Raw genomic sequence first — 24,423 nt, 5'->3', positions numbered from 1 at the left:
GTTCCCTACTTGGGCAGGCGCGCACAAGCCTGATAAAATTGCTCGAAAATGCCAATGAAGTAGAAATCCCTCGTGCAAGATAGAGGCAAAGGGTCGATGATCGTGTGCCTGGCCGAGAGATCCGACCAAGCCGGGCATCCGCATGGATCTTTCATCGTCGACGCGAAATTGCGTTCAGGAAGTGCGGATCTATATAGTCTCGACTGCAATTATCCACCTGTTCGCGGCCGGTTAACCTGACGGCACCAATCAGCCGTCCCTGTAGTAATAGCTGTAGCCGTTGATCGCCGGGGCGCCGCCAAGATGGGCGTAGAGCACCTTTGAGCCCTCGGGGAAGAAGCCCTTTCGCGCAAGATCGATCATCCCCTGCATCGATTTTCCCTCATAAACAGGGTCGGTGATCATCGCCTCGGTGCGCGCCGCGAGTCGGATCGCCTCATTTGTCTCCTCCGAGGGCACTCCATAGGCGGGATAGGCATAGTCAGGGTTGATGACGATCTCGTCTTCACGTACGGACCGGCCAAGGTTCACGAGTTCTGAGGTCGCGTCGACGATCTTTCGCACCTGATCCCGGGTCTGCTGGAGTGTGCCCGAGGCATCAATACCAATGACCCTGTCAGCCCTGTCCATTGCGGCGAAGCCGACGATCATTCCGCCCTGGGTCGAACCGGTGACAACGCAGACGATGATGTAGTCGAAGGTGAAGCCTAGGTCCTTCTCCTGTGCCGCGACTTCCTCGGCGAAGCCGACATAGCCGAGGGCTCCGAACTTATGTACCGAAGCGCCAGCCGGGATCGCATAGGGCTTGCCGCCCGCGTCCTCCACCGACTGAATCGCGTCCTCCCAGCTCTTGCGGATGCCGATGTCGAACCCAGCGTCGACCAGCCGGCTGTCGGCGCCCATCAGTCTCGTCATCAATATATTGCCGACACGGTCATAGACCGCATCGTAGTGAGGTACCCATTTCTCCTGGATGACGACACATTTCATGCCGATCTTCGCGGCAGTCGCAGCCACCATGCGAGTATGGTTCGACTGGACTCCGCCGATCGACACCAGCGTATCCGCGCCGGAGGCGATCGCGTCGGGCACGATATATTCGAGCTTCCTGAGCTTATTGCCGCCCATCGCGAGGCCCGAATTGCAGTCGTCGCGCTTGGCATATATCTCGACCTTGCCGCCCAGCGCCGCAGTCAGCCGTGGCAAGTGCTCGATCGGAGTCGCGCCGAAGGTGAGCGGGTAGCGTTCGAATTTTTCCAACAATGACATCGATCAGGGCCTCCGTGCCGATTTGTGGCCGAAGGCTAGTCGATATCTTTTGAAAGGTGCTCTCTAATTTTGCTGCAAAATCTTTCTCACTTTAGATTATTTTTCGGTATTATACCCCACTTCTTCAACTGTGAGATCCAAAATGAAAGTTTCTTCCACAGAGAATTTCGACGGAATAGACCTCAAGATTTTGCGCGCCCTTCAATCGGAGGGCCGGCTCAGCAATGCCGATCTTGCCGAGCGCGTGAATGTCAGCGCTGCGACTTGCCACAGGCGAACTCAGCGCCTTTTCGAGGAGGGCTACATCACCGGCGTTCGGGCGGAGGTCGCGCCGAGCGCCGTCGGCCTCGGCGCGATGGTGATGGTTGGCGTCGTATTGGATCGCTCCACACCTGAGAGCTTTGGCGCCTTCGAGGGCGCTGTCATGCAGCTGAAGGAAGTGCTGGACTGCAGTCTGGTGGCCGGAGATTTCGATTACCTCCTGAAAATCCGCGTCCGTGACATGGCCGATTTCAACAAGCTGCATGGCCAGAAGCTGATCGCCCTGCCTGGCGTGCGCCAGACGCGCACTTTCTTCGTGATGAAAGAAGTCAAGGAGAACGCGAGGTTGCCCTTCTAGCGTCGTCGGCAGCTATCCGTCTGCCGCGCCATTTCATGGCTGACCAGGATGCCCTGGGCCGGGAGCATTTCCTCCACGACTCGGAGACTGGGTGGGCGCTCCATATCGTGCAGCTGATTGCTCCAGCCGTAGAGCGGTGGCGGACAAAGTGGCGATGACGGTTGGAGCCAAAGCAACGAAGTGCGATATATATAATAATATATTCAGAATTGTATTCTTATAGCTTACTGTTTTCTCACGAGTATAAAGTATTATATTGGATAATTGGCGTTATAGTAAAAAATATATCCGAAGAAGTACGTTGCTTAATTTATCGATTTCATCAAATGTCCTGCCACTCGGCTAACGATATCGCAACGGGACAATCCTTTTCCTATGAATGCTGACCCTTGCAGGAGACATCATCGCCGGTAGGTTTACACAAGGACCACGATGACATGGAGCGGAAAAAGAAATCAGACAAGTACCTTGCCGGCTCGCGCCTGGGGGTAGCGTCCGTCGACCACCGGCAGAAGGACTCTGTGTCGAAGAAGAAGACCATTTTTCAACAATTGCTCTTGGATTGGGCTTACGGTTGCGACCTATTTTATCCAATCCAGCGACTCGAACATTTCGCAAAGGGCGAGGAGGACGACAAAGGCGCTAAAACTCGTAGGTGAGAATTACGATGTATAGAACTGGGAGAGCTCGGACTGGCCGCCACGTTCCCGATTTAATATTCAGTCTTGTTTCCAAATTCCATGGCGAAATCGACGACGCAGTCGCCAACGTTTGCAAACTCCAACAATGGCTCGGCGGGCGGGGTGGAGGCTGTCATGGACGATATCGATGCGACGCAAGCGAAGCACAACGGCGCAAAGGCTTCACAGGTGCAACTAAGGCGGGGACATCGAGAGATGGTAAGAAGTCAATCGAGAACCCCACCCTTATCCGGTACACGCAAGGCGCAGTTCAAAATAGTGCTGCAGGAAGCATATATGCTCGCCTGCCAAAATCAGAAATTTGACCCGCAGGTTTCTCCCATCAAATTACCGCAGAAAAGGAGTTCATTTTCAGTGTTATTATCCTCTTTGAAATGCATTCGCATCGCCGCACTTGCAGCGGCCGGCATGGTGCTGGGCACGCAGATTGCTTTTTCGCAAGAATCGTCCATACGGTCTCAGTGGCTGAACACGCCGGGATCTCGAGTAGAAGCGCTTGCGGTCCTCCAGACCTTGAATTCCGATCTCCTGAGCAACGCCAGTGCTACGTTGACCCTTGACCGCTGGTGCGCGGCGCACAAGCTCGCGCCGGAAGGTTCCAAGATCGTAGCACAGCGTGTCCGCGGGCAAGACAAGCCGGCCGACGAGCACATCCGTGAACTTCTGACCGTCGGACCCGGTGAGCTGATCGCATATCGCCGCGTCCGCTTGGTCTGCGGCGACCGCGTTCTGTCCGAGGCCGATAATTGGTATTTACCTGCAAAGCTAACTGCAGAGATGAATCAGGCGTTGGATACCAGCGATATCGCATTTGGCAGAGCCGTTCAGGCTCTCAATTTCACTCGCACAAACCTGTCTGCCAAGTTGCTCTGGTCCCCTCTATCCGAGGGCTGGGACATGGACGGCTTAGTAGCGCATGAAATCAGTTCCCCTAGCCTGCCGCCGTTCCTGCTCGAACATCGTGCCGTGCTTAAACTACAAGATGGCACGCCGTTTAGCGCCGTGGTCGAAAGATACACGGACAAAGTACTAGACTTTCCAGTTCCGCGCCTGCTTTCTCAATAGAGCTTGTGCGACGGCCATCCAATCATTGTTCGAAAGAGAACGGATGAACGCGAGTCAACCTGATCAGTGACAAGCACTGCAGCTCCGCGTCGATGCTCGGATCGTTGGCGATCTGAAGGACTGACCCGCGAAGCACCATAATGCGGCGACCTATGTCGACCGCGTAGACGACCATGCTCCCGGCAAACAACCTCCTGCACCCAAAAGGCGCTTGCAAATCTCGCTATTAGACGACGGTCTTACGCCTTTTCGATCCGTCGATTAAATATCTCATGCGGACGCTGCGCCGATCGCGTGACGCCATGGTGCGGGCATTGAAGGCACGACGCACCCACGGCCCTCTTGACTGGCTCAGGCGCTACCTCCCGACCGGCAGCAGCGGATACGCATGCTCACGTACTTCAGGTGAAAACTTGTTCGTTGTCTTGCTCATGTTGGGTCGACTTGCTCAGAAGTCGGAGCCTGCGGCAAACCTTGGACGGCCGCCGGTTGGCGGCCGCCCATCGCTCCGCTTGTGCTTTGCGTCATCCGCAATCAGCTACCATTCGTTGTATCCAGTCGACGAAAAAGGATTTCGGCTTTTCGCCGACCGAGATATCGGCAACTTCGCCGCCCTTGAAGATTGCAAGGGTCGGAATGGAGCGCACACCGAACTGTGCAGCAAGTTCCGGGTTCTCGTCGATATTCAGCTTGGCGACCTTGACCTTGCCTTCCATCTCGACGGCGATTTCTTCGATGATCGGAGCGATCATCTTGCACGGGCCGCACCATTCGGCCCAGAAATCGACGACGACGGGTTCTGCGGATTCCAGAACTTCCGACTGGAAGTTATTGATATCGACTTTCACGGATGCCATGATCTTTCCTTTACTAGAGTTTAGCGCCGGCGGGCACATGAGTTGATACATTGCCGAATTCGATGTGATGCACGCTTTAGACCGCGAAACACCTCAAGAACCTGTTTGGGTGTGGTAATGTTTCTCAGCGCTCGACCTCCTAGTTCTTCAGTTTCAAGTGGCTGCGAGTAAGATATCACGGCCCGGCGACACTCCAGATGAGGATGAGTTCATGACCGATGAAAGGTAGCGCGATGCACACCTTATGATACGAGTTCGGGAGGTGCGCGAGCGGGCGGCTCATCGTAGGTGGCTTGGACTATGTTGGCGACTTCGAAGATTATGTCGCGGGTTCCTCGATAAAGGATGCTCAGTTTATGCTGGCTGCCTATGCGGTCGAAGACAGGAAAACCAACTCGCATCAGCGGAACTGCGAGGCGTTCGGCGGCCTGTCGACCGTGGGAGTGCGTGACGAGTAGATCAGCGTCCGCGGCGAGCTGTTCCAAGTCACCAAGATCACCCACCTTGACCGTATCGGTTGGTACTATTTGCAGCACCTTCGAGTCCCCGGTCGTAGTGACCGCGGCTGTAATGACCGCCCCCATGCCGATAAAGAGTTGGGCGAACTGCAAGAGCTGGTCGGGCTCGCACGCGATGGCGACCTTCTTTCCTGCGAAATGAAAATGCCCGCTGAGCATCGCCTCCTGCAACTGCATGCGGCCACGACGGACAGCCGCCGGCGTGTTGTCGTGCGAAATCGCTGCAAGGAGCCAGGCGAAACGGTCGGCGTTAATCAGGCCCGTGAGAGATCCGAACATCACGTATGGCAATCCAGTTAGACCCTGCAAAGCTTCAGCCGGTCGGCGCATCTGTTCCCCGACGGCGATGCATTGTGTTGCCGCCCCGAGGTCGCGGATATGCTCCACCTTCGCGCCACCGCGTGCGATCGGAATCCATCGATCGCGGACAGCTTCGTCAGGCCCGCCGGACACGTCAGGCAAAATGAGGGGCGTTAAGCCGAAGCTCTCAACCGTTTCCCGCAGATGCTCTACATCGGCAACTGTCATGTTTGAGCCGGGCAGGATCACAACCTTCGCCGGGTCGCGGTCCTGCGTCCCGGGCAGCGTGATTGCCTCGATCATAGCCGTAACAGCCTTCGACCATCCCTCCTCCATCGCCCCTGCGAAGTCGGGAGTGCGTGCGAGGACCACTTCAGTATCAATGAGTTTTCTCGGGCGCGCTCCTTTGGCGTTGATGATATCACCTGCGATATCTTCGTCGCGAGTTTCTGCCACGGCGGTGGTGCAGATCCCGATCAGCCGCGGCCACGTGCGAGCTTTTAGCTTGACGAGAGCTTTCTCGAGAAAATCCGCGCCGCCCACCACCGTCGCGATCTGGTCCATTGCGGTAGTCTGCAGCGGGACCATATGCTTGAAATGCCTCACGAGCAGCACCAGTGCAAAACTGCTACATCCCTGGCTGCCATGGAGTATTGGCAGCGCACCATCGACGCCCAGGAAGGCCAAGGCAGCGCCCAATGGTTGAGACAACTTTAGAGGGTTGATCGCTGCCGTTTTTGTTGGGGTCAGGATAACAGCCATAATTTTTACCTCAGTGGAAACCACCTGTCGCCTCGTCGGCAGACCTCATATTAATGCTTGATTCCGCCGATCTCACGGCGTAACGAACTGCTTCCAAGGCGCCGGTTTGCGCAACTGCGCCCAGACCGGGTTGTGGATTGCCAAATCGATCTGGCGTGCTAGTTCCACCATGCCTTCGTACCCGGCGTAAGCATGCTGGCGTTCCTGATTCACGTCTAGCCAAGGAATTTTCGCCTCAAGCGCGACGAACTGAGTGCGTCCGCCTGACAGCATGATATCAGGCTTGTGTTCGCGTAACATCGCATAGAGCTCGCTCGCTGCCATCGATTGGTGAAGGTGGTTCTCGTCCTTCAGCATCTGCTTGATTCTCTCCTTGTCCCTGGTCGTCGATTTCCTGATGGATGTACCGACAATTTCCATGCCGATTTCGATGAGTGCGTGCACGATGGACCAGGATTTCACCCCGCCGGTGTTAAGATGAACGCGCTTCCCCTCAAGCCGACGCCGATACGCTTCCAGCTTCTTCCAGGCCCTCTCCTCCTCTTCTGCTAAGAGAGCCTCGACGTGGTGGAGCAACGCGGAACCAGCGCCCTTCTTTACGAGCAGTTGGGCGATCCGCCGCAGGGATTCAGAGGTGCTGGAAATGCCGTAGAAGGAGCCTTCGAAAAATGGAATGTTCCAGCGTTCTTCCATCTTGCGAGCAAGATTGATGAGAGCAGTGGAGCACACCATCATAGCTGCACGCGAGCGGTGGGCGGAAGCCACCTGCGCGTAGCGCGCGTCGCCGGGAATACAGGCGCGGACACGGATACCAAGTCGGTCCAACAGCGGTTTCACGAACCAGAATTCCCCCGAGAGGTTGAATTCGCCGAGTATATTGATGTCGCATGGACCCGGGTCGTCGGCCTCCACCGTGCCTATGACGTGCTCGAGCAGAGCCTCGCCGGCAAGCCGAGTACCGAGGTTCTTCGAACCGCCGAAGCCCGGCGACTTCACCGGCACCACTGGTATTGCGAACTTCTGCGCTGCGTGTCTGCAGACCGCAGCGATGTCGTCACCGATCAGCTCGGTGACACATGTTCCGTAGACGAAGATTGCCGCCGGCGCATACCCCTCTTTGATCTCGCCGATTGCCTTGAGAAGCTTTCGCTCACTATCTCCCGTCACTATCTCGAGTTCGGTAAGATCAGTGGTGAAACTTGTGCGCCAAAGAACTGGACCTGACGATGCGGCGCCTCGGTTGTCCCAGGAATTGCCTTCGCACGCGAGCGGCGCGTGGACGAGATGCGCGACATCAGTGATTGGCTGCAGCACGACCTTAGCTCCGTCGAAGGCACAGCCACCGCCGGCTGCTGATCCCTGCGACGCCTCGTGACATGCCCCCTTGGTTTCCTTACTGCGGAATACCTCGCCGGAGGCATCTCGCATTTGCATCTCGATCGATGACATCGCGCAACCTTCCAATGCAGTGGCGGGATGGCCGGCCGACGCCGGCCAAGGATTTTAGCGTGTGAGGTCGTACGAAACGCCCTGACACATGGTGTCCTCATCAAGCCTGTCGAAGATCTTGTCGAGAATAACCGTTAGAAGACGCAATCCGCCTTGGTAGCCCATGAGAGGAAAGCGATGATGATGATGGCGGTCGAAAATCGGAAAGGTAAGCCGAACCAGTGGCGTGTCAGTGTCACGCTCGAGATACTTGCCATAGGAATTGCCGATCAGCAGATCCACTGGTTCCGTCAAAAGAAGCGAGCGCATTGCCCAGAGGTCTTTGCCAGCCCACACCTGCGCACCTCCGCCGAAGGGAGAGGACGCGAGCAATTCCTTCATCTCCGCTTCCCAGGCTGCGGTGCCGTTGGTGGCAAGGCAATGTGTGGGCTGGCCACCGGTTTCCATGACAAAGCGCGCCATTGAGTAGACGAAGTCAGGATCGCCGTAGATTCCGTATTTCTTGCCATGCAACCAGGATTGACTATCGGCCATGGCATCGACCAACCGACCCCGATCACGATCGATAGCTTCGGGAATATCCCTCTTGGAAAGCTCGGATATCTTCATCAGGAATTCGTCCGTGCCCCCAATGCCCAGCGGGTAGTGGAACGAAGCAGTCGTCTGACCAAGCTCGCGACAATAGTCCAACGTCTTGCGCGTATTGTAGTGTTGCAGCGATATTGTCGCCTCCGCATGTTTGGCTGCCTTCACGTCCTCGATCTTTGTCCCTCCATCATACATGCGGTACTCGCCGTCGGAAGGTGTGTCGAACTGGTCCGAGGCGTCTTGAATGAAAATGTAGGTCACTCCCATCGTGTCGAGCAGGCGCTTGATTTCTCGATTGTTGCCAACGCAGAAACCGTCGAAGCCTGGAATAATGTTGATGAGTGCTGGCGTCGGCACGCGTTCGGTGCTTTTCCAGAAATTTTCCAGAATGCCTTTGACCATGCTGTCGTAACCATCGACATGGCTGCCGACGAAGGCTGGGGTGTGGGCGAAGGGCACGTCGAAATCGGCTGGAACGGAGCCTTCATTTTTGGCGTTTTCAATGAAGCCGTGAAGATCATCCCCAATGACCTCGGCCATGCAAGTCGTCGAGACCGCAATCATCTTGGGGTCGTAGAGCTGATAGGTATTGGCGAGCCCGTCGATCATATTTTTCAAGCCGCCAAACACAGCCGCGTCCTCTGTCATCGAAGACGAAACTGCGGACGACGGTTCCTTGAAATGGCGTGACAGGTGCGAGCGGTAGTACGCCACACAGCCCTGACTGCCGTGAACAAACGACATCGTCCGCTCGAAGCCAGCCGCTGCGAAAACCGCGCCGAGCGGCTGGCAAGCCTTCGCGGGGTTTACGACCAGGGCTTCGCGAGCCAGATTCTTTTCTCGATATTCCCATGTCGAGGTGAATTCGTATTGCGCGTCGACGACCTTATCCGGATGCGGACATTCGAACTTCAACTTCTTGCGGGCGAACATTTTCTCGTATTCCGGCTCGCAGAACAGAGGAACATGATCGAGAACTTTCTCGGCCGATTGCGGCATAGTTTTCATCCTTTTTCGCCGCGAGTGCGGCTGCGTGGACTTTGGGAGATGTCTAAAATGTTGTCGCGCAGCAAAAATTATTCATCATCCCGGCCACAACTGCAGACACCGCCTGCATCGGAGCAGTGCGTTTCTTTCCATGGCGGGTCGTAGAGGCCCCAGACCGGATTGTTGATGGCAAGATCCATGTCTCGGGCGAAAATGGCGAAGCCGTCATAGCCGTGATACGGACCAGAATAATCCCAAGAATGCATCTGACGGAACGGTATGCCCATTTTTTGAACCGGGTATTTTTCCTTGATGCCCGAGCCTACGAGGTCCGGGCGAATGGCCTCGATGAAGCTCTCGAGCTCGTAGCCGGTCACATCATCGTAGATAAGCGTACCTTTTTTGACATAATGGCCCGTGCGCTCGTAATCGTCGCCGTGGCCAAATTCGTAGCCCGTACCAACGATCTCCATTCCAAGATCCTCGTAGGCGGTGATGACATGGCGGGGACGCAATCCGCCGACGTAGAGCATCACAGTTTTGCCAATAAGGCGCGGACGGTACTTCTCCGTCACCGCCTGCACGAGAGGTTGGTATCTGGTGATGAGTGCTTCGGCCTTATCTTGGGTCTCCGGCCCGAAAAACGCGGCGATATTGCGCAAAGAGGCTTCGATCTGGGAAGGACCAAAAAAGTTGTACTCCATCCAGGGAATGCCGTACTTTTCCTCCATATGCCGAGCGATGTAATTCATGGACCGGTAGCAGTGAATAAGGTTGAGCGTGGCTTTCGGTGCACGCTCCACCTCCGCGAGTGTGGCATCTCCCGACCAATTGCCGACCACCCGCAACCCCATATCCTCCAGCAGAATGCGTGAAGCCCATGCATCGCCGCCGATATTGTAGTCACCTATGACATTAACGTCGAAAAAGCTGGGTTCGAAGTCGGTCTCTTTTTTATCGAAAACCCAGTCGCGTATCGCGTCATTGGCGATATGATGGCCAAGCGATTGCGACACGCCACGAAACCCTTCGCATCGCACCGGCACGATCGTTTTGTCGTGCTCCTTGGCCTTCTTGCGCGCCACAGCTTCAATATCGTCGCCGATCAATCCGATTGGACACTCGGACTGCAAGCTGACACCATTGTTCAGTGGAAACAGTTGCTCAACTTCATCGATGAGCTTCTCGAGCTTTTTGTCGCCACCAAAAACAATATCCTTTTCTTGAAAGTCAGACGTGAATTGCATGGTGACAAAGGCTTCGACACCCGTCAGACCGACGTAATAGTTGCGGCGTTGCGACCAGGAATAGTGGCCACAACCGACGGGCCCATGCGATATATGGACCATATCCTTGATCGGCCCCCACACGACACCCTTCGAGCCGGCATAAGCGCAGCCGCGAACGGTCATCACGCCCGGAATGGACTTGATGTTGGATTTCACCCCGGTCTCGCAAAGCGCATCGGAGCCCTGCTCGGCTTCCTCTCGGCCCTTCGCCACGCCAAGGTGCTTTTTGCGGCGCTTAGCCGTCTTATCCGGATACTGGGAGAGTACCTCATCTATAAGCCTGGAGTTGAAATCACCGTCGTTCTCGTAGTCGAGGCTCATAGGGCCTTTCCTCTCTCGAAGGTTCGCATGGAGCCTCGACAAGGAGGCATGGTTAGTCGACTAACGCGCTTTGTCATCCGCGCCGCCCTATCTGGGACGACTATGGCGCCAAACCCGCCTGCACCTCTTTAACGAGAAGTTCTTCGAGCATCTGCTCGTCCGACTTCATGATTCCGAAGTCGAGCAGCATGTCCTCCAGCTCCTCCATGGTGATAGGAGTAGGGATAGTGCCCTTTCCCGAATTGGAGTGGATCTTCTCGGCTAGCCATCGATATTCCGCCGCCTGTTTGGAGCGTGGCGCGTATTGGATCACGGTCATCTTTCTAAGCTCCGCGTGCTGGACAATGTTGTCGCGCGGCACGAAGTGAATAAGCTTCGAATTGAGCTTGGCAGCCAGCGCTTCCGCGAGGTCTAATTCTCGGTCGGTCTGCCGCTCATTACAGATCAGGCCGCCCAGCCGTACGCTTCCGGCGCTGGCGTATTTGAGGATGCCCCTCGCAATGTTGTTTGCAGCATACAGGGCCATCATCTCACCGGACATGACGATGTAAATTTCCTGAGCCTTGTTCTCGCGGATGGGCATAGCAAAGCCCCCGCACACCACGTCTCCGAGCACGTCATAGGAGACGTAGTCGACATCGTCATAGGCGCCGTTTTCTTCCAGGAAGTTGATCGACGTGATGACCCCCCGTCCGGCGCAGCCGACGCCGGGTTCAGGGCCGCCCGACTCCACACATTTGATGCCGCCGTAGCCTGTTTTTAGCACATCGCCGAGTTCCAGATCTTCGACTGAACCCTTCGTTGCGGCGAGATCCAGAACCGTGCCCTGCGCTTTGGAGTTCAGGATCAATCGCGTCGAGTCAGCTTTTGGGTCGCAGCCGACGATGAGGATTTTCTGCCCGAGTTCGACAAGGGCAGCGAGCGTATTCTGGGATGTAGTGGATTTGCCAATGCCTCCCTTTCCGTAAAACGCGATCTGACGCAGAGCAGCCATTCTTACTTCCTTTTCGTGTTCGAACCGTCCGAGGCGATGCCGCGACATCGGACGCGGCTGGTTCCGTCGCAGCCCAAGAACAATTTTCAAGCGCCGTGCCAATTGAGCTGATTGATAAGGCAGAACGGAAACTGGTGCTCCCGCAAACACTTAGGGGGGATAAAATACCGGACCGAAGAATCCTGAGTCGTGTCACGAAGCCGACAAAATTGACGACAATGTCACACATATGTCGTGAGGCCCTCGGAGAGCCACGGTAACTCTGCGCAAGCACGTCTCCGTCGAATGAGCCGCACTTGACGCAAATGCTGGCAATTGGAAAGTGGCGCGGAGCTCTAGCGAAATCGTTTGCGGTCAAAAAATCGCGCAAGCAGTGTTGCACCGCTGCCAAGCGCATGCAGCCACCCATGTCGCAAACCTGACAAAGCTTTCGCACTGTGGACCAATAGCAAACTCGACCCGCCCGAAACTCGCGAGTTAATCACCGCGCAATCGGCCTGGCACGACGAGTGCTAGGACCGACCGAGACACAAACTACATTTCGGTTGGAGCCAAAGACAGCATGAACATCGTGGTCTGCATAAAGCAAGTGCCTGACTCCGCACAGATCCGGGTTCATCCGGTTACGAACACGATCATGCGCCAGGGAGTGCCGACAATCATCAATCCTTACGATCTTTTCGCCTTGGAAGAAGCTCTTAAACTGCGTGACCGGCATGGGGGTAAAGTCACTGTGCTTACCATGGGTCCGCCCATGGCAAAACAAGCGCTGGAGAAAGCTCTGGCATACGGCGCAGATGAAGCGGTACTCCTGAGCGACCGTCACTTCGCCGGGTCAGACACCTTGGCAACTTCATTTGCTATCTCGCGAGCTATCACGAACCTTGGACTCCGCCATGCGCCTGAAATCGTGTTTACTGGCAAGCAGACGATCGACGGCGATACTGCGCAGGTGGGGCCGGGGATTGCCAGGCGTCTCGAACTGCAACAACTGACCTACGTAACGAAAATTGTTTCAGTCGATCTTCATGCCCGAGAGATCACGGTGGAGCGCCGTTCGGAAGGCGGCACACAAATGCTGAAGAGCCAACTGCCGTGCTTGATCAGTGTCCTTGAAGGCGTCAACGCCATCCGTCGAGGCTCCGTCGCTGACGCGTTGCGGGCCGCACGCGCGCAAATACCGACCTGGCGTGCAGCCGACGCCGGTATTGTGGAGATAGCTAATTGCGGCTTGAGAGGATCACCGACCGTCGTCAAGCGCGTATTCGCCCCCACCCCACGGGCCGAAAAAGCAATCCAAATCGAAGTAAACGATGACCAGTGCGGTCCGCTGGCTGACGAAATAATCGCATCGATCTTCGAGCACCAGCCCCCATTGGAAGCGAGCTTTCAACCGAATGGGCTCACGTGAGAAACAAGGAGCATAAATGGAAGCCCACCAAGCTGAAAGTCAGTCTCCAATGGTCAGTCGCGCCAGCGCGAAGAAGGAATTGCCCAGACACTTCCGCGACAATCGGCACGTCTGGGTTTTCATCGAGCTGGAACGAGGCCAAGTGCATCCCGTGTCTATTGAACTACTCGGTGAAGGGCGCAAGCTTGCCGATAAGCTTGGCGTTCAACTGGCGGGAGTGGTTATTGGAACCGCGGAAGGCCTGGGAGTTCGGTCTGCCATTGCAGAGGCGTTCGCTTACGGGGCCGATCTCGCCTACCTCGTCGAGTCGCCGCTGCTATCGGACTACCGAAACGAGCCCTTCACCAAAGCTCTCTCAGACCTGGTCATCCTTCATAAGCCGGAAATTCTGCTTCTTGGCGCCACCTCGCTTGGGCGAGATCTTGCCGGTTCTGTGGCAACTACTTTGGAAACAGGGCTTACGGCTGACTGCACCGAATTGGATGTCGATGCAGACGGCTCGCTCGCAGCGACCCGGCCGACATTTGGCGGTTCGCTGCTGTGCACGATCTACACTCTCAACTCTCGCCCGCAAATGGCGACAGTGCGACCCCGGGTCATGGCCACCCCCAAACGCGTGACCCATGCGATTGGACCTATCATTCGGCATGACTTGATGATGATTGAGGAAGAGATTGTCACAAAGGTTCTCGGCTTCCTTCCGGATGAACGATCGGAAAAAATCAACCTCGCCTATGCAGATATCGTGGTCGCTGGCGGGCTTGGTATTGGCACCGCCGAGAATCTGGAACGTGTGATGCTTCTAGCGAGGACGATTGGCGGTGAATTCGGCTGCTCCCGACCTTTGGTTCAAAAAGGTTGGATGGAGGTTGATCGACAGATTGGCCAAACGGGCCAGACGATCCGGCCCAAGCTCTATCTTGCGGCTGGAATATCAGGGGCAGTCCAACATCGGGTTGGTGTCGAAGGGGCTGACTTGATCGTTGCCATCAACACCGACAGCAACGCCCCGATCTTCGATTTCGCCCATGTTGCAGTTGTGGCTGATGCCATCGGTCTTCTGCCGGCGCTGACCGCGGCGTTCACCAGGCGAATACCGCCGCATAACCAATCGATGCAAGTAAACTGAGGTGTGGCTGATGAAGGGCGAGAAATTTGACGCGATTGTCGTCGGGGCAGGTATGTCGGGTAACGCGGCTGCTTATGCGATGGCCATGCGTGGTCTGAAAGTGCTGCAGTTGGAGCGCGGCGAGTACCCGGGTTCGAAGAACGTTCAAGGAGCGATACTGTACGCCGACGCGCTGGAAAAGATCATTCCAGACTTCCGCGATGACGCGCCTCTTGAACGGCATCTCGTCGAGCAGCGCTTCTGGATCATGGACGGCGCGTCGCACACCGGAATTCACTATCGGTCGGATGACTTTAACGAACGGAGGCCAAACCGATACACGATCATCCGTGCCCAATTCGATAGATGGTTCTCGGCCAAGGTGCGAGAGGCCGGATGCACCGTTCTCTGCGAGACATTGGCCACAAGACTTATCCAGGATTCAAGCGGCAACGTCACAGGCGTATGCACCGACCGCCCCGGCGGGGCCATTCTTGCCGACGTCGTGGTGCTTGCTGAGGGGGTGAACGGCTTCCTAGGAACACTAGGACGTTTGCGCGAAACGCCCAAGCCGGACAGCGTGGCACTTGCCGTGAAAGAGATGCATTTCCTACCGGAGGAAGTTATCGCAGAACGCTTTGGCCTGACTGCAGACGAAGGCTGTGTGATCGAGGCAGGTGGGACAATTTCACGGGGAGTCCCGGGGCTTGGCTTTCTGTATACGAACAAGGAATCCATCTCGATTGGGATAGGATGCCTCGTTTCCGGTTTGGCCGCAGCCATGGAAAGGCCATACGACATTCTTGAAGCCTTCAAGCACCATCCTTCGATCCGACCATTGATCGCCGGGTCTGAGGTGAAGGAATATGCTGCGCATCTCATTCCGGAAGGCGGTTATACGGCTATCCCACAGCTCTTCGGCAATGGGTGGGTCGTGGTTGGAGACGCGGCCCAGTTGAACAACACCGCACATCGCGAGGGCTCGAACCTCGCAATGACATCAGGGTATCTGGCGGGTAAAGCGATTGCAGACGTAAAGGATCGCGGCGGCTCGATGGTGAAAAGCAACTTGGCTTTGTACAAGAGCATGCTCGACTCATCCTTCGTCATCAAAGATCTGATGAAGCATAAAGAGATGCCAAGGTTTCTCCATGCCAACAGCCAGAACTTGTTTGTTTCATATCCAAAGTTGATATCTAAGGCTGCGCAAAGTTTCGTCCGTGTCGACGGAACTTCAAAACTCGACAAGGAAAAGGCCACGTCTGCCGCCTTCTTGAAAGCACGATCCCGGTGGGGATTAATTTCAGACGCAGTCCGGCTCGCCCGCGCGTGGCGCTAAAAGGAGATCCAGATGAAGGCCATCGTTAAACGGCGTGTTGAGGACAAGCTTTACCAGAACCGATATCTGGTTGACCCGGGCCGCCCACACATATCGGTCAGGAAACACCTCTTTCCAAGCCAAAACCTAATCGCCTTGACGCAAGTGTGTCCGGCGAAATGCTACCAGCTGAACGACAGACGTCAGGTAATCATCGTTTCCGATGGCTGCTTGGAATGCGGGACATGCAACGTGTTATGCGGACCCGACGGCGACATTAAGTGGACGTATCCACAAGGTGGGTTCGGCGTTCTCTTCAAGTTTGGATGAACAGCTTCTTTTGTAAGTTGATAGAGCCATTCGTTGGCCCAGCGCATGGTAAGCAAGCAATGACGAATCGGCTGGTGGAGCGCCCTACCAATTTGTAATTTTTATTGACCTTCGAAGTCCAATATGTAGCGCGGAGGACGTTCCAGGATTGTCCTGAGTGCCTAAAGCACTCTCAACCACGTGCTGAATGGAGTAGTTCCGTGGCTGGATCAGATGATGAGAAGATGCCCAAATCTGCAGTGCGGCCGGGTGCTGAGATTGTCGGCGAGAGTGCCGCACTCAAGGAGGTTTTTGAAATCGCCCAGATTGTCGCAAGGAGCAACACGCCTGTCCTGTTGCGAGGTGAGAGCGGCACGGGCAAAGAATTCTTTGCAAAGCTGATACACGATTCCTCGCCGCGCCGCGAAAAGCCCTTCGTAAAGTTGAATTGCGCTGCGCTGTCGGCAGGCGTTCTGGAATCGGAACTATTCGGGCACGAGAAAGGCGCCTTCACCGGCGCTGCCTCTCAGAAAGTAGGTCGGTTCGAGCTGGCGCACGGTGGAACTTTGCTGCTCGACGAAATAGGAGAAATCTCGGCTGAGTTTCAGACCAAGTTGCTGCGCGTTTTGCAGGAAGGCGAACTTGAGCGTGTCGGTGGGACGAGAACATTGAAAGTAAATGTCAGGTTGGTATGCGCGACCAATAAGGATCTCGAAACGGCCGTGGCGGCGGGAGAATTCAGAGCCGACCTATATTACCGGATCAATGTCGTACCGATCACTTTGCCACCACTGAGGCAACGCGACGGTGACATCCCGCGTTTGGCCCAAGTATTCCTTCGGCGTTTCAACAAGGAGAACGGCCGTTCGTTAAGCTTTGCACCCTCCACACTTGATATCCTTTCGAAATGCGAGTTCCCGGGCAATATTCGTGAGCTGCAAAACTGCACACAGAGGACCGCAACTCTCGCCCGTTCGGACATCATCGTTCCTCAAGATCTCGCCTGTGAACAGGGTCGATGCTATTCCCCGCTCCTCAAAAAGGCGGTTGCCGAGCGAGTTGGCAAGGGCGCAGTTCATGGGCTCGCTCGAGGTGAAACCGTGTCAATGGGACAGCCGCGTGATGCCGCCGTCTTCGCGGCCGAAGCCGTAATGGGACACTCAGGTCTGATCGGCAGAGAACGGTTGGAACAGGCGATGGCGACGGCCGGAGGGAATCAGGCTAAGGCTGCGCGGCTCCTTGGTCGTACGCCGCGACAGGTCGGTTACTCTCTGCGCCGGCACGGGATCGAACGAAAACTCTTCTAGTCAAGGAGGTCATTGGTGCAGACCTGCTGCGGCAGGTCGCGCCCAACTGACGCCCGGCAATTCTAGTTTCCCCCACCCGACAAGGTCTACCAAGCGGCCCTGTCGTGTCTCCGACGAAACCTGTAGCAAAGAGGTCTAAACCGGACAACGAAGAGCATATCCAGCTGGCAGGGTGACGTTTCTCAGACTGGCATCGCTCTTGCTCGCGGAACTGAGCTTTCAAGCGTCATTGGAGTTCGTAATGTCCAGAGGGATGAGTAAGTGTAGGATCACCAACACAGCACCTGCCGCACGTGAGTCGGAGGCAACAACGTTCGGTGACCATGCGTCTTCGTCCCGTGGTAGTTCAGAGCCGAATGCTATGGCTCCAGCAATCATTGAAAAGATCAAAGACCACCCGTGCTTCTCGCGGGAGGCGCATCTCTATTTCGCGCGGATGCATCTCGCGGTCGCACCAGCCTGCAATATCCAATGCAATTACTGCAATCGAAAATACGACTGCGCAAACGAAAGCAGGCCAGGAGTAGCATCCCATAGGCTCACTCCCGACCAGGCGCTGCGCAGGGCCATGGCGGTCGCCAACGAAGTGCCGCAGCTTTCGGTGGTGGGCATCGCCGGGCCAGGCGATGCCTGCTACGATTGGAGGAAAACAAAGGCGACGCTCATACCGATCGCCCGGGAAATCCCTGACGTCAAGCTTTGCATCTCGACCAATGGTCTCGCACTTCCTGAACACGTCGACGAGCTTGTCGACATGAATGTCGGGCACGTGACGATCACCATCAACATGGTAGATCCGAAGATCGGGACCAAGATCTACCCCTGGATATTCTATGACGGCCGCCGCTACAACGGTATCGACGCGTCCAGGATCCTTCATGAGAGGCAAATGTTGGGGCTCGAAATGCTGGCAGAACGCGGCATCCTCATCAAGGTCAATTCCGTGATGATCCCAGGCGTCAACGACGAGCATCTCATCGATGTTAACAAGTGGGTCAAGGACAGGGGTGCGTTCATGCACAACGTAATGCCCCTGATTTCAGAGCCTACACATGGCACTTTCTATGGCATGAACGATCAGCGTTGCCCTACACCTTCCGAACTAATCGCGCTCCGGGACCGGCTTGAAGGCGACACGAAGGTGATGCGCCATTGCCGCCAGTGCCGTGCCGATGCAGTCGGTCTGCTCAGTGATGATCGCGCAAACGAATTCAAGATTTCCCAACTCCCAGCTGAAGCGACCAACGACAGTGGCAAGCGCCATGCCTATCGCAAGTTGATCGAGCGCGAGCGACGCGCCCAAACATTGGAAGCAAGGGGCGCGGCCATACCGGTCTCAGGTCCATCTGACGAACTTCTCCTTATTGCTGTAACCACCAAAGGTGGAGGCCGGGTCAATGAACATTTCGGTCACGCGCAGGAACTACAAATTTTCTCAGTCTGTCAAAAAGGCATCGGATTGATTGGTCACCTGAAGATCGACCCGTACTGCCTTGGTGGATGGGGGGAGGAGGCTACTCTCAACAGTATCATCAATGCGCTCGAAGGCTTAGATTTGCTGATTTGTTCTCAGATCGGCAATGGCCCTACGAATAAACTCGCACGCCGAGGTGTTCCAGCAACGGGCGCTTATGGCGGCTCCTACATCGAGCAGGCAATCGACGCTCATTATAGCGCGGTGCTTCACCACGACGCTTCAGCACCACGACTTGAGACACACTTTGACTAAACCAGAGGAGCTGAATCATGGCCTTCAAAATCATCGCCTCACAATGCACCCAATGCGGCGCATGCGAATTTGAGTGCCCCTCAGGCGCAATCAGTTTCAAAACTGACAGATTCGTGGTCGATCCTAAAATATGCACGGAGTGCAGGGTTGAGTTCGCCGCGCCCAAATGCAGAGCCATTTGCCCCATGCCGAACACCTGCGTCCCTGCCTGAAAAGCCCTACTAAACGATGGCAAAAGGGCTCGCCTGCGAAAGCATTCTGGCGCAGGCGGGCATCCTCCTCGACAGCAACTCTTGCTGCAACAATGAGGTGGCTGAGCGTGGCAGCATCGCCGGGTCGCACGGGTGCGAAATGGAGAAAATTTACGGGTGTGAAAAAGGAGGTACAGCCCATGAAAGCAATGATCCGCAGAAATGGGGTCTGCTTATCAATCTATATGTCCAAAAAGGATGTCGAGGAGCCGGTTGTCGCGGTGGAGAATCATGACTTGTGGGGCGGCTTTGTATTGCTGAGGAACGGGTGGCTCCTCGCCCTCCCCGACCTCCCGCGGAGCACCCGCTTACCCATCACAGTCGAGGCAAAGAAGCGATCCGATCACGACTGACGCGGCACGCCGAATTTGCGGGGTTGCGCGACTGACTTGGTGACGAAATAGCCGACGGCGAACGTCCACGTCTGCTTCCGGCCACATAGCGCGATCGGCAACAAGGTACCGATTTCGCTTATGAACGGCTCATCGGCCCCCGCCGAACTGAACCCCGGAAAATTCCAGCTCCCGCTGGCCCAAAATCGGGTAGCACCTCAAAATGGGCCAGAGCTTACTTCAAAATGGATTATTTCAACGGGGCAAGCGAAGAACTTTTCAGCCGTTGCCGGGAACTACTGCGCCGATGCAAGCAAAGGCTTGTCTAACCATACAGACCAAAGCATTGATCTTCCGTCGGGATGCGCTCCACCAATGAGCGTCAGCGCAAAAGGCGGCGTCGCAGCAAGGCTGTCGATAAAAAGAATGGGATGACGATGTATATGCAAAGTGCGCCGACGTGCAGGCAGACATCCACCACGGGGTGACCGAGCATTATCGGACGTATGAGGTCGATCGAATGCGACAGAGGAAGAAATCGCGCAGCCGTCTGAAAGACAATTGGCAGTTGATCGACTGGAAAGACGGCACCCGAGAGGAACAATATAGGTGTGATAACAAGCGTCTGATAAAAGATGAAATAATCATAGCTCGGAGCAAGGGCTGTGACGACCATCCCGAGGCTTGCAAAGGCCAAACCCGTCAGCGCGATAACCGGAAGCGCATATAGCAGCGAAAGCCATTGCGTGTAGCCCAGAACAGCCGCGACCATGCCTATCCCAGCACCCGCCAGCGCGGCCTTCGTTGCCGCCCAGGCCATTTCACCGAGAACGATATCGCCTAGCCTCAGCTGTGTGTAGAGCATCGCTTCCCAAGTTCGCTGACCCTCCATCCGGCCGAAAGCCGCGTAAATCGTCTCAAAGGTTGCAGCAGTCATCGCACTTGTCGCGACCATTCCAGCTGCCAAGAAAGCAGTATAAGAAACGCCACCGACGCGGCCCACCATCACGCCCAAACCAGCGCCAAGACCGAACAGGTAGATCAAGGGTTCGGCCAAATGACCCAGAAGCGACGCCAGCGCCGCCTTCTTCCATGCAAGATAATTTCGACGCCAGACAGCAACCCAGTTCAAGCCGCCGGCCGGTAATGCCGTTACGCTATCTCCACTCATTGCTACTTCTCCATCTCACGTCCGGTTAACCGCAAGAAGACGTCCTCCAAGTTCGGCGGACGCTCGAGAAGGCGCAGACCCCTGTGTCCGCGCAGTTGCGCCCGAACCTGTTCTGGGTCGGGGGTGTAGCAGAACAGGGTCTCGCCACTGATTTCGATGCGCCGTGCGTTTGGCTTGATCAAAAGCCTAAGCTCCTGTGGGTTTCCGCCATAAATCTCGATAACGGGGCAGCCGATCTGCTCCTCTATCAGGTCAAAGGGGCGGCCTTCGGCAATTTTAACTCCACCTTCGAGCACGCACAGCCGATCACATAAGCGTTCGGCCTCTTCCATGATGTGGGTCGTCAGGAGGATCGTCTTTCCTCGTGCCAAGAGCGATCGCAACCGTTCCCAGATCAGGTGGCGCGCGTGCGGATCGAGGCCGGTTGTCGGTTCATCCAGTATGAGGATCTGAGGGTCATTGATCAGCGCGCGCGCCAATGTGAGGCGCCGCTTCATGCCTCCCGAAAGATCCGCCACCCGCGTATCTGCCTTGGTTTCAAGCCGCGCAAATTCCAGCAAGGAGGGCACGACTGCTTCGATCTCGCGGGCCTTCATGCGGAAGTAGCGGCCGTAGACAAAAAGATTTTCCCGAACCGTGAACTCCATATCGAGATTGTCGAACTGTGAAACGACACCGATACGCGCGCGTGCCGAACGAGCCTGCCCCGGCACCTGCATTCCGAGCACCGAGATGTTTCCCGCATCAGGCAACGTCATTCCCAGAATCATACGGGTAATCGTGCTTTTTCCGGCGCCGTTCGGACCTAACAGGCCAAAACACTCTCCTGGAGCAATCTTGAAAGACAACCCGTCGACTACAGCCTTGCCCTGGTATGACTTTGTAACGCCAGCGAGCTCGACCGCCATGGAAGACATCGAGCCTAAAGGGGAGCCGAATCCGTCTGAAACCGAAAGGCACTGTCGCCCTGGAAGGTTGCTCTGGCGGCGGAGCGTCTCAGCCACAGCTGCCTGTAGATCCGATTGACCGTTCATGTGGTTCCTAAGGTTGGCAAGATGCGGCGACACAGCGATTATTCGCCGCTGAAAGTAGCTTCGGGGGCCGAAAGCATTGGAGTTTCGGAGGCTTTCTGCGTCCGAACGGCGCCTGAAGCGTTGACTCCTGAGCCGCGTGACAGCCAGTCACTGTTGGACAACGTGCAGAGGGCATAAGCCTTCACCGGCAGTAATAGAAAGACGTTCACGAGCGTGTGCAGCGAGAAACCAAGAAATCTAAGCTGCCTGGCACGATAAGCAGCTACGCCGCATCGTATCAGTGTCAACGATCCAATCGTTCCTATCGTCCACCAGGGCAGTGAACCGGTCAGGGCGAACTGTGCTAGACCCGCCAGTACGGACAATGCGAGCAGAAGAGGGCCGGCATTCTGCCCGACGACGTCCAAAGTCAGATACCAGTTCATGCCACGGAGGAGGTGAAGTCCGAGCAGGGTATCTCGGAATGTACTCCGTGCCCAACGCAGTTGCTGGCGCAGATAGGCAGCCAAACCGTCAGGAACGACGGTTGCGGCGATGGCGCTTGGGACATATTCGGTACGGAAGCCGGCGCTTAGCATTAGAATGGTCAGATGACGGTCCTCGCCAAAGTCACTCGGCTTTCCCCTATAAAGCTGCGTCTCGTATTGATCAAGAAGCAAGACGAAGGCGGACCGGCGGTACATGGCACAGGGTCCACAGCAACACATCACGGCACCGAAGCGTCCCTGCGCGGCGCGCTCCTCATTGCAGGCCAGCCAGTACTCCATGTCGATCAATCGGGTCAGCCACGAGTCGTTCTGATTGCTTGCTACAAGCTGCCCCATCACCGCACCGACCGCCGGATCGCGCATTTTCTGACTGAGTTTGGAAACAACATCGCTGGCGAGAGTGGTGTCTGAATCCACATTCAGGATGAGGTCCCCGGATGATCGGGAAATGGCGGCGATTTGCGCTTTGCGCTTTCCGACATTCCTGGGCAGCATGATGAATTCAAATCTCGCGTCACCCGCATAGACGATCTGCTCGGCTACCACCGCGTCACGGTTTCTGGAACCGTCGTCAACCACAACAACGCGCAATACCCCCGGATAGTCCTGGTTGGCGAGGGATGCCAGGCAATCGGACAGGACGCGCGGGCTCTCGTTAAATGAAGGCACAATGATGTCCACACTTGGCAACGAGCTCTCTTCGACGGTGTTTTCCGCTGTTTCCGACTTGAGAGTTCGCCGAGCATGAAGGACCTGTACACTCCTATAGGCGGAGGAAAGCAGTCCATAAAGCGAGACGGCGGCGATGCTGGTTGTTTCAAGCAAGGTCATGGTTTCTCGTCGATTTAGTTTTACTGGGGAAGTGAACGAAGGGAAAATCCACGGCTATGCAGTGCGGGGATAATCGCCAAGAGCGCCGAAAGTGTTTGATCGCGCAGTCTGGTGAGCTTGCAGTTCCCGACCTCATCAGGTGGGCAACCGTCGTGCAAAAGCACGATTGCACCTGGCCGAGCAGCAGCGAGTACCGCGTCAACGATAGAATCGACTCCGGGACGGGACCAGTCTCTCGGGTCTATCGACCAGTGAACAGGTCGAAGTCCGGCGTTCATGGATCTTGAAAGGACATCCGCGTTCCAAGCGCCGTATGGCGCTCGTATATGTTGAACCGCAACTTGGGGACACGCCGAGACAATGGCTTCGTTTGTCTCCTTTATCTCTCGTTCGATCGCCTCCGAGTCACAGGCCGTAAGATCGGGGTGGGTCATCGTGTGATTGGCGACCAAGTGACCTTCTGCCGCAACACGGCGGACGAGATCGGGATGGTCTTTGACATACGCGCCGAGGACGAAAAAGGTGGCTGGTACGCGGTGTTCGGCGAGCACATCCAGGATCTGGCCAGTACATTCCGGATTGGGACCGTCGTCGAACGTCAGGTAGATGCTACGATCGTCGCTCCCGCCGTCATCCAACGGCACTTCGCTTATATAAGAGCGCCGCTTCATAGCTCGCACCCGTTTCGTTCGATCAATGATCCGGAAGGCCACTCGCTCATCGGTCGTCCTATCGGAAATACCAGGACGAGCACGTCTTCGGTGCGCGTAGAGGGCATATTGGGCAGCACATCTGGAAGGGTCGAGCGTACACGAACCCCCGTGACGATATTGGAGATACCGTCTCGGCAGAATCTCTCCACGTGGTTCCGCATAGCATGTCGGACGGTGCCGAACGCGAACGGCACCGCCAGTTCCTGCAAAGCCGGAGCCAAAGCGCGGATCGAGTGAGCGATTCCAAGCCCCTCCAGATCCGGGCGCACTCCATACAAGCCAAGTTCGGCGACCAGCAAATCGGTGTCGCCGACTTTTATGAAACGACGCAGCAAACCCATGTGGCTGGCTATGCCTTTCGAATCGTACGCAATTGCGCGACGTTCCGGTCTCGCACCCGCCCAGCTTCTGCCAGTCTCAAAAGGTTTGGCATTGAACTCTCCTGTCGGGCCATAGGTCGCTCGAAAAAAATTGGACAATTCCGCATGGTCCGACGGTTCGAGATCATTTTCCCAGGATATTTTCCACCGCACTCCAGCAGACATGCAAAGCTCCAGTTCGTTTCTCAGCCAATAAGCCAAAAGCAGCAGAGATTGGTGCAGGCGCACATGCTGATCGGGCCGCTCGTCGTCAATTTGCGACAGATACGATCCGCCTCCGCTCGCTAGTTTGCTTTGGCGCCTTGATAAGTTCCGGCCTTTT

General features: G+C 56.0%; 22 protein-coding genes. 10 read left to right on the top strand and 12 right to left on the bottom strand.

The features are described 5' to 3' along the window. Nucleotides 1-249: 249 nt before the first annotated feature. Nucleotides 250-1,269 (bottom strand): 1-aminocyclopropane-1-carboxylate deaminase, encoded by a 1,020-nt coding sequence (locus ELH03_RS33080; protein ID WP_065276878.1) that lies wholly within the window; start codon nt 1,267-1,269, stop codon nt 250-252. Between the two features lie 142 nt (nt 1,270-1,411). On the opposite strand from ELH03_RS33080, the gene ELH03_RS33075 reads away from it, so the two are divergent. Continuing rightward, nucleotides 1,412-1,888, top strand: a complete 477-nt coding sequence (locus ELH03_RS33075) for an Lrp/AsnC family transcriptional regulator (RefSeq protein WP_032491855.1) — start codon at nt 1,412-1,414, stop codon at nt 1,886-1,888. A 1,109-nt stretch (nt 1,889-2,997) separates the two neighbouring features. Further along, complete coding sequence (locus ELH03_RS33065) at nt 2,998-3,654, top strand: hypothetical protein (protein ID WP_065277122.1); 657 nt, start codon at nt 2,998-3,000, stop codon at nt 3,652-3,654. A gap of 524 nt (nt 3,655-4,178) precedes the next feature. On the opposite strand, the gene trxA is transcribed toward ELH03_RS33065, so the two are convergent. The 6 genes from trxA to nifH all read right to left on the bottom strand — a co-directional run bounded on the left by trxA (nt 4,179) and on the right by nifH (nt 11,719). Beyond that, the gene (gene trxA / locus ELH03_RS33055; protein ID WP_032491853.1) at nt 4,179-4,511 is read right to left on the bottom strand and encodes a thioredoxin; all 333 of its coding nucleotides are present in this window, start codon (nt 4,509-4,511) and stop codon (nt 4,179-4,181) included. A gap of 242 nt (nt 4,512-4,753) precedes the next feature. Beyond that, complete coding sequence (gene nifN, locus ELH03_RS33050) at nt 4,754-6,091, bottom strand: nitrogenase iron-molybdenum cofactor biosynthesis protein NifN (RefSeq protein ID WP_032491852.1); 1,338 nt, start codon at nt 6,089-6,091, stop codon at nt 4,754-4,756. Nucleotides 6,092-6,163: 72 nt separating this feature from the next. Further along, entirely contained in the window at nt 6,164-7,540 is a 1,377-nt protein-coding gene (gene nifE, locus ELH03_RS33045; RefSeq protein ID WP_032491851.1) for a nitrogenase iron-molybdenum cofactor biosynthesis protein NifE, read from the bottom strand. Nucleotides 7,541-7,594: 54 nt separating this feature from the next. Beyond that, complete coding sequence (gene nifK / locus ELH03_RS33040) at nt 7,595-9,127, bottom strand: nitrogenase molybdenum-iron protein subunit beta (RefSeq protein WP_032491850.1); 1,533 nt, start codon at nt 9,125-9,127, stop codon at nt 7,595-7,597. A gap of 77 nt (nt 9,128-9,204) precedes the next feature. After that, entirely contained in the window at nt 9,205-10,725 is a 1,521-nt protein-coding gene (nifD, locus tag ELH03_RS33035) for a nitrogenase molybdenum-iron protein alpha chain (RefSeq protein ID WP_032491849.1), read from the bottom strand. A gap of 100 nt (nt 10,726-10,825) precedes the next feature. Continuing rightward, entirely contained in the window at nt 10,826-11,719 is an 894-nt protein-coding gene (nifH, locus tag ELH03_RS33030) for a nitrogenase iron protein (RefSeq protein WP_003563197.1), read from the bottom strand. A 562-nt stretch (nt 11,720-12,281) separates the two neighbouring features. Here nifH and ELH03_RS33025 point away from each other — a divergent pair. From ELH03_RS33025 to nifT, 8 genes are all read left to right on the top strand, one after another. Then, nucleotides 12,282-13,130 (top strand): electron transfer flavoprotein subunit beta/FixA family protein, encoded by an 849-nt coding sequence (locus tag ELH03_RS33025; RefSeq protein ID WP_032491857.1) that lies wholly within the window; start codon nt 12,282-12,284, stop codon nt 13,128-13,130. Nucleotides 13,131-13,146: 16 nt separating this feature from the next. Then, complete coding sequence (locus ELH03_RS33020; RefSeq protein ID WP_032491865.1) at nt 13,147-14,259, top strand: electron transfer flavoprotein subunit alpha/FixB family protein; 1,113 nt, start codon at nt 13,147-13,149, stop codon at nt 14,257-14,259. A 10-nt stretch (nt 14,260-14,269) separates the two neighbouring features. Next, a complete protein-coding gene (locus ELH03_RS33015; protein ID WP_032491858.1) occupies nt 14,270-15,577 on the top strand; it encodes an FAD-binding protein in 1,308 nt (435 codons plus the stop codon). Between the two features lie 12 nt (nt 15,578-15,589). Beyond that, complete coding sequence (locus ELH03_RS33010; protein WP_032491859.1) at nt 15,590-15,886, top strand: ferredoxin family protein; 297 nt, start codon at nt 15,590-15,592, stop codon at nt 15,884-15,886. Between the two features lie 200 nt (nt 15,887-16,086). Next, on the top strand, nt 16,087-17,172 hold the full coding sequence (gene nifA / locus ELH03_RS33005) for a nif-specific transcriptional activator NifA (RefSeq protein WP_130654381.1): 1,086 nt from the start codon (nt 16,087-16,089) through the stop codon (nt 17,170-17,172). Nucleotides 17,173-17,413: 241 nt separating this feature from the next. Then, nucleotides 17,414-18,901, top strand: coding sequence for a nitrogenase cofactor biosynthesis protein NifB (gene nifB / locus ELH03_RS33000; RefSeq protein WP_032491861.1), 1,488 nt, complete (start codon nt 17,414-17,416; stop codon nt 18,899-18,901). A gap of 17 nt (nt 18,902-18,918) precedes the next feature. Then, on the top strand, nt 18,919-19,113 hold the full coding sequence (locus tag ELH03_RS32995; RefSeq protein ID WP_032491862.1) for a 4Fe-4S binding protein: 195 nt from the start codon (nt 18,919-18,921) through the stop codon (nt 19,111-19,113). A 179-nt stretch (nt 19,114-19,292) separates the two neighbouring features. Then, a complete protein-coding gene (nifT, locus tag ELH03_RS32990; RefSeq protein ID WP_032491863.1) occupies nt 19,293-19,505 on the top strand; it encodes a putative nitrogen fixation protein NifT in 213 nt (70 codons plus the stop codon). Nucleotides 19,506-19,866: 361 nt separating this feature from the next. Here nifT and ELH03_RS32985 read toward each other — a convergent pair whose 3' ends face one another. The 5 genes from ELH03_RS32985 to ELH03_RS32965 are packed head-to-tail and all read right to left on the bottom strand — an operon-like array spanning nt 19,867 to nt 24,266. Continuing rightward, nucleotides 19,867-20,655, bottom strand: coding sequence for an ABC transporter permease (locus tag ELH03_RS32985; protein ID WP_065277155.1), 789 nt, complete (start codon nt 20,653-20,655; stop codon nt 19,867-19,869). Nucleotides 20,656-20,657: 2 nt separating this feature from the next. Beyond that, nucleotides 20,658-21,689, bottom strand: a complete 1,032-nt coding sequence (nodI, locus tag ELH03_RS32980) for a nodulation factor ABC transporter ATP-binding protein NodI (RefSeq protein ID WP_081295651.1) — start codon at nt 21,687-21,689, stop codon at nt 20,658-20,660. Between the two features lie 38 nt (nt 21,690-21,727). Then, nucleotides 21,728-23,008: a chitooligosaccharide synthase NodC gene (gene nodC, locus ELH03_RS32975; RefSeq protein WP_064649245.1), complete on the bottom strand. Its 1,281-nt coding sequence runs from the start codon at nt 23,006-23,008 to the stop codon at nt 21,728-21,730. 20 nt (nt 23,009-23,028) lie between these two features. Then, nucleotides 23,029-23,679, bottom strand: a complete 651-nt coding sequence (gene nodB, locus ELH03_RS32970; protein ID WP_064649243.1) for a chitooligosaccharide deacetylase NodB — start codon at nt 23,677-23,679, stop codon at nt 23,029-23,031. Next, a complete protein-coding gene (locus ELH03_RS32965) occupies nt 23,676-24,266 on the bottom strand; it encodes a NodA family N-acyltransferase (protein ID WP_081295649.1) in 591 nt (196 codons plus the stop codon). Before ELH03_RS32965 ends, nodB begins: the two co-directional genes overlap by 4 nt. Nucleotides 24,267-24,423 lie beyond the last annotated feature (157 nt).

The organism is Rhizobium beringeri (genome assembly GCF_004306515.1).
Lineage (GTDB): Bacteria > Pseudomonadota > Alphaproteobacteria > Rhizobiales > Rhizobiaceae > Rhizobium > Rhizobium beringeri.
This window is presented reverse-complemented; position numbering and strand designations above follow the sequence as displayed.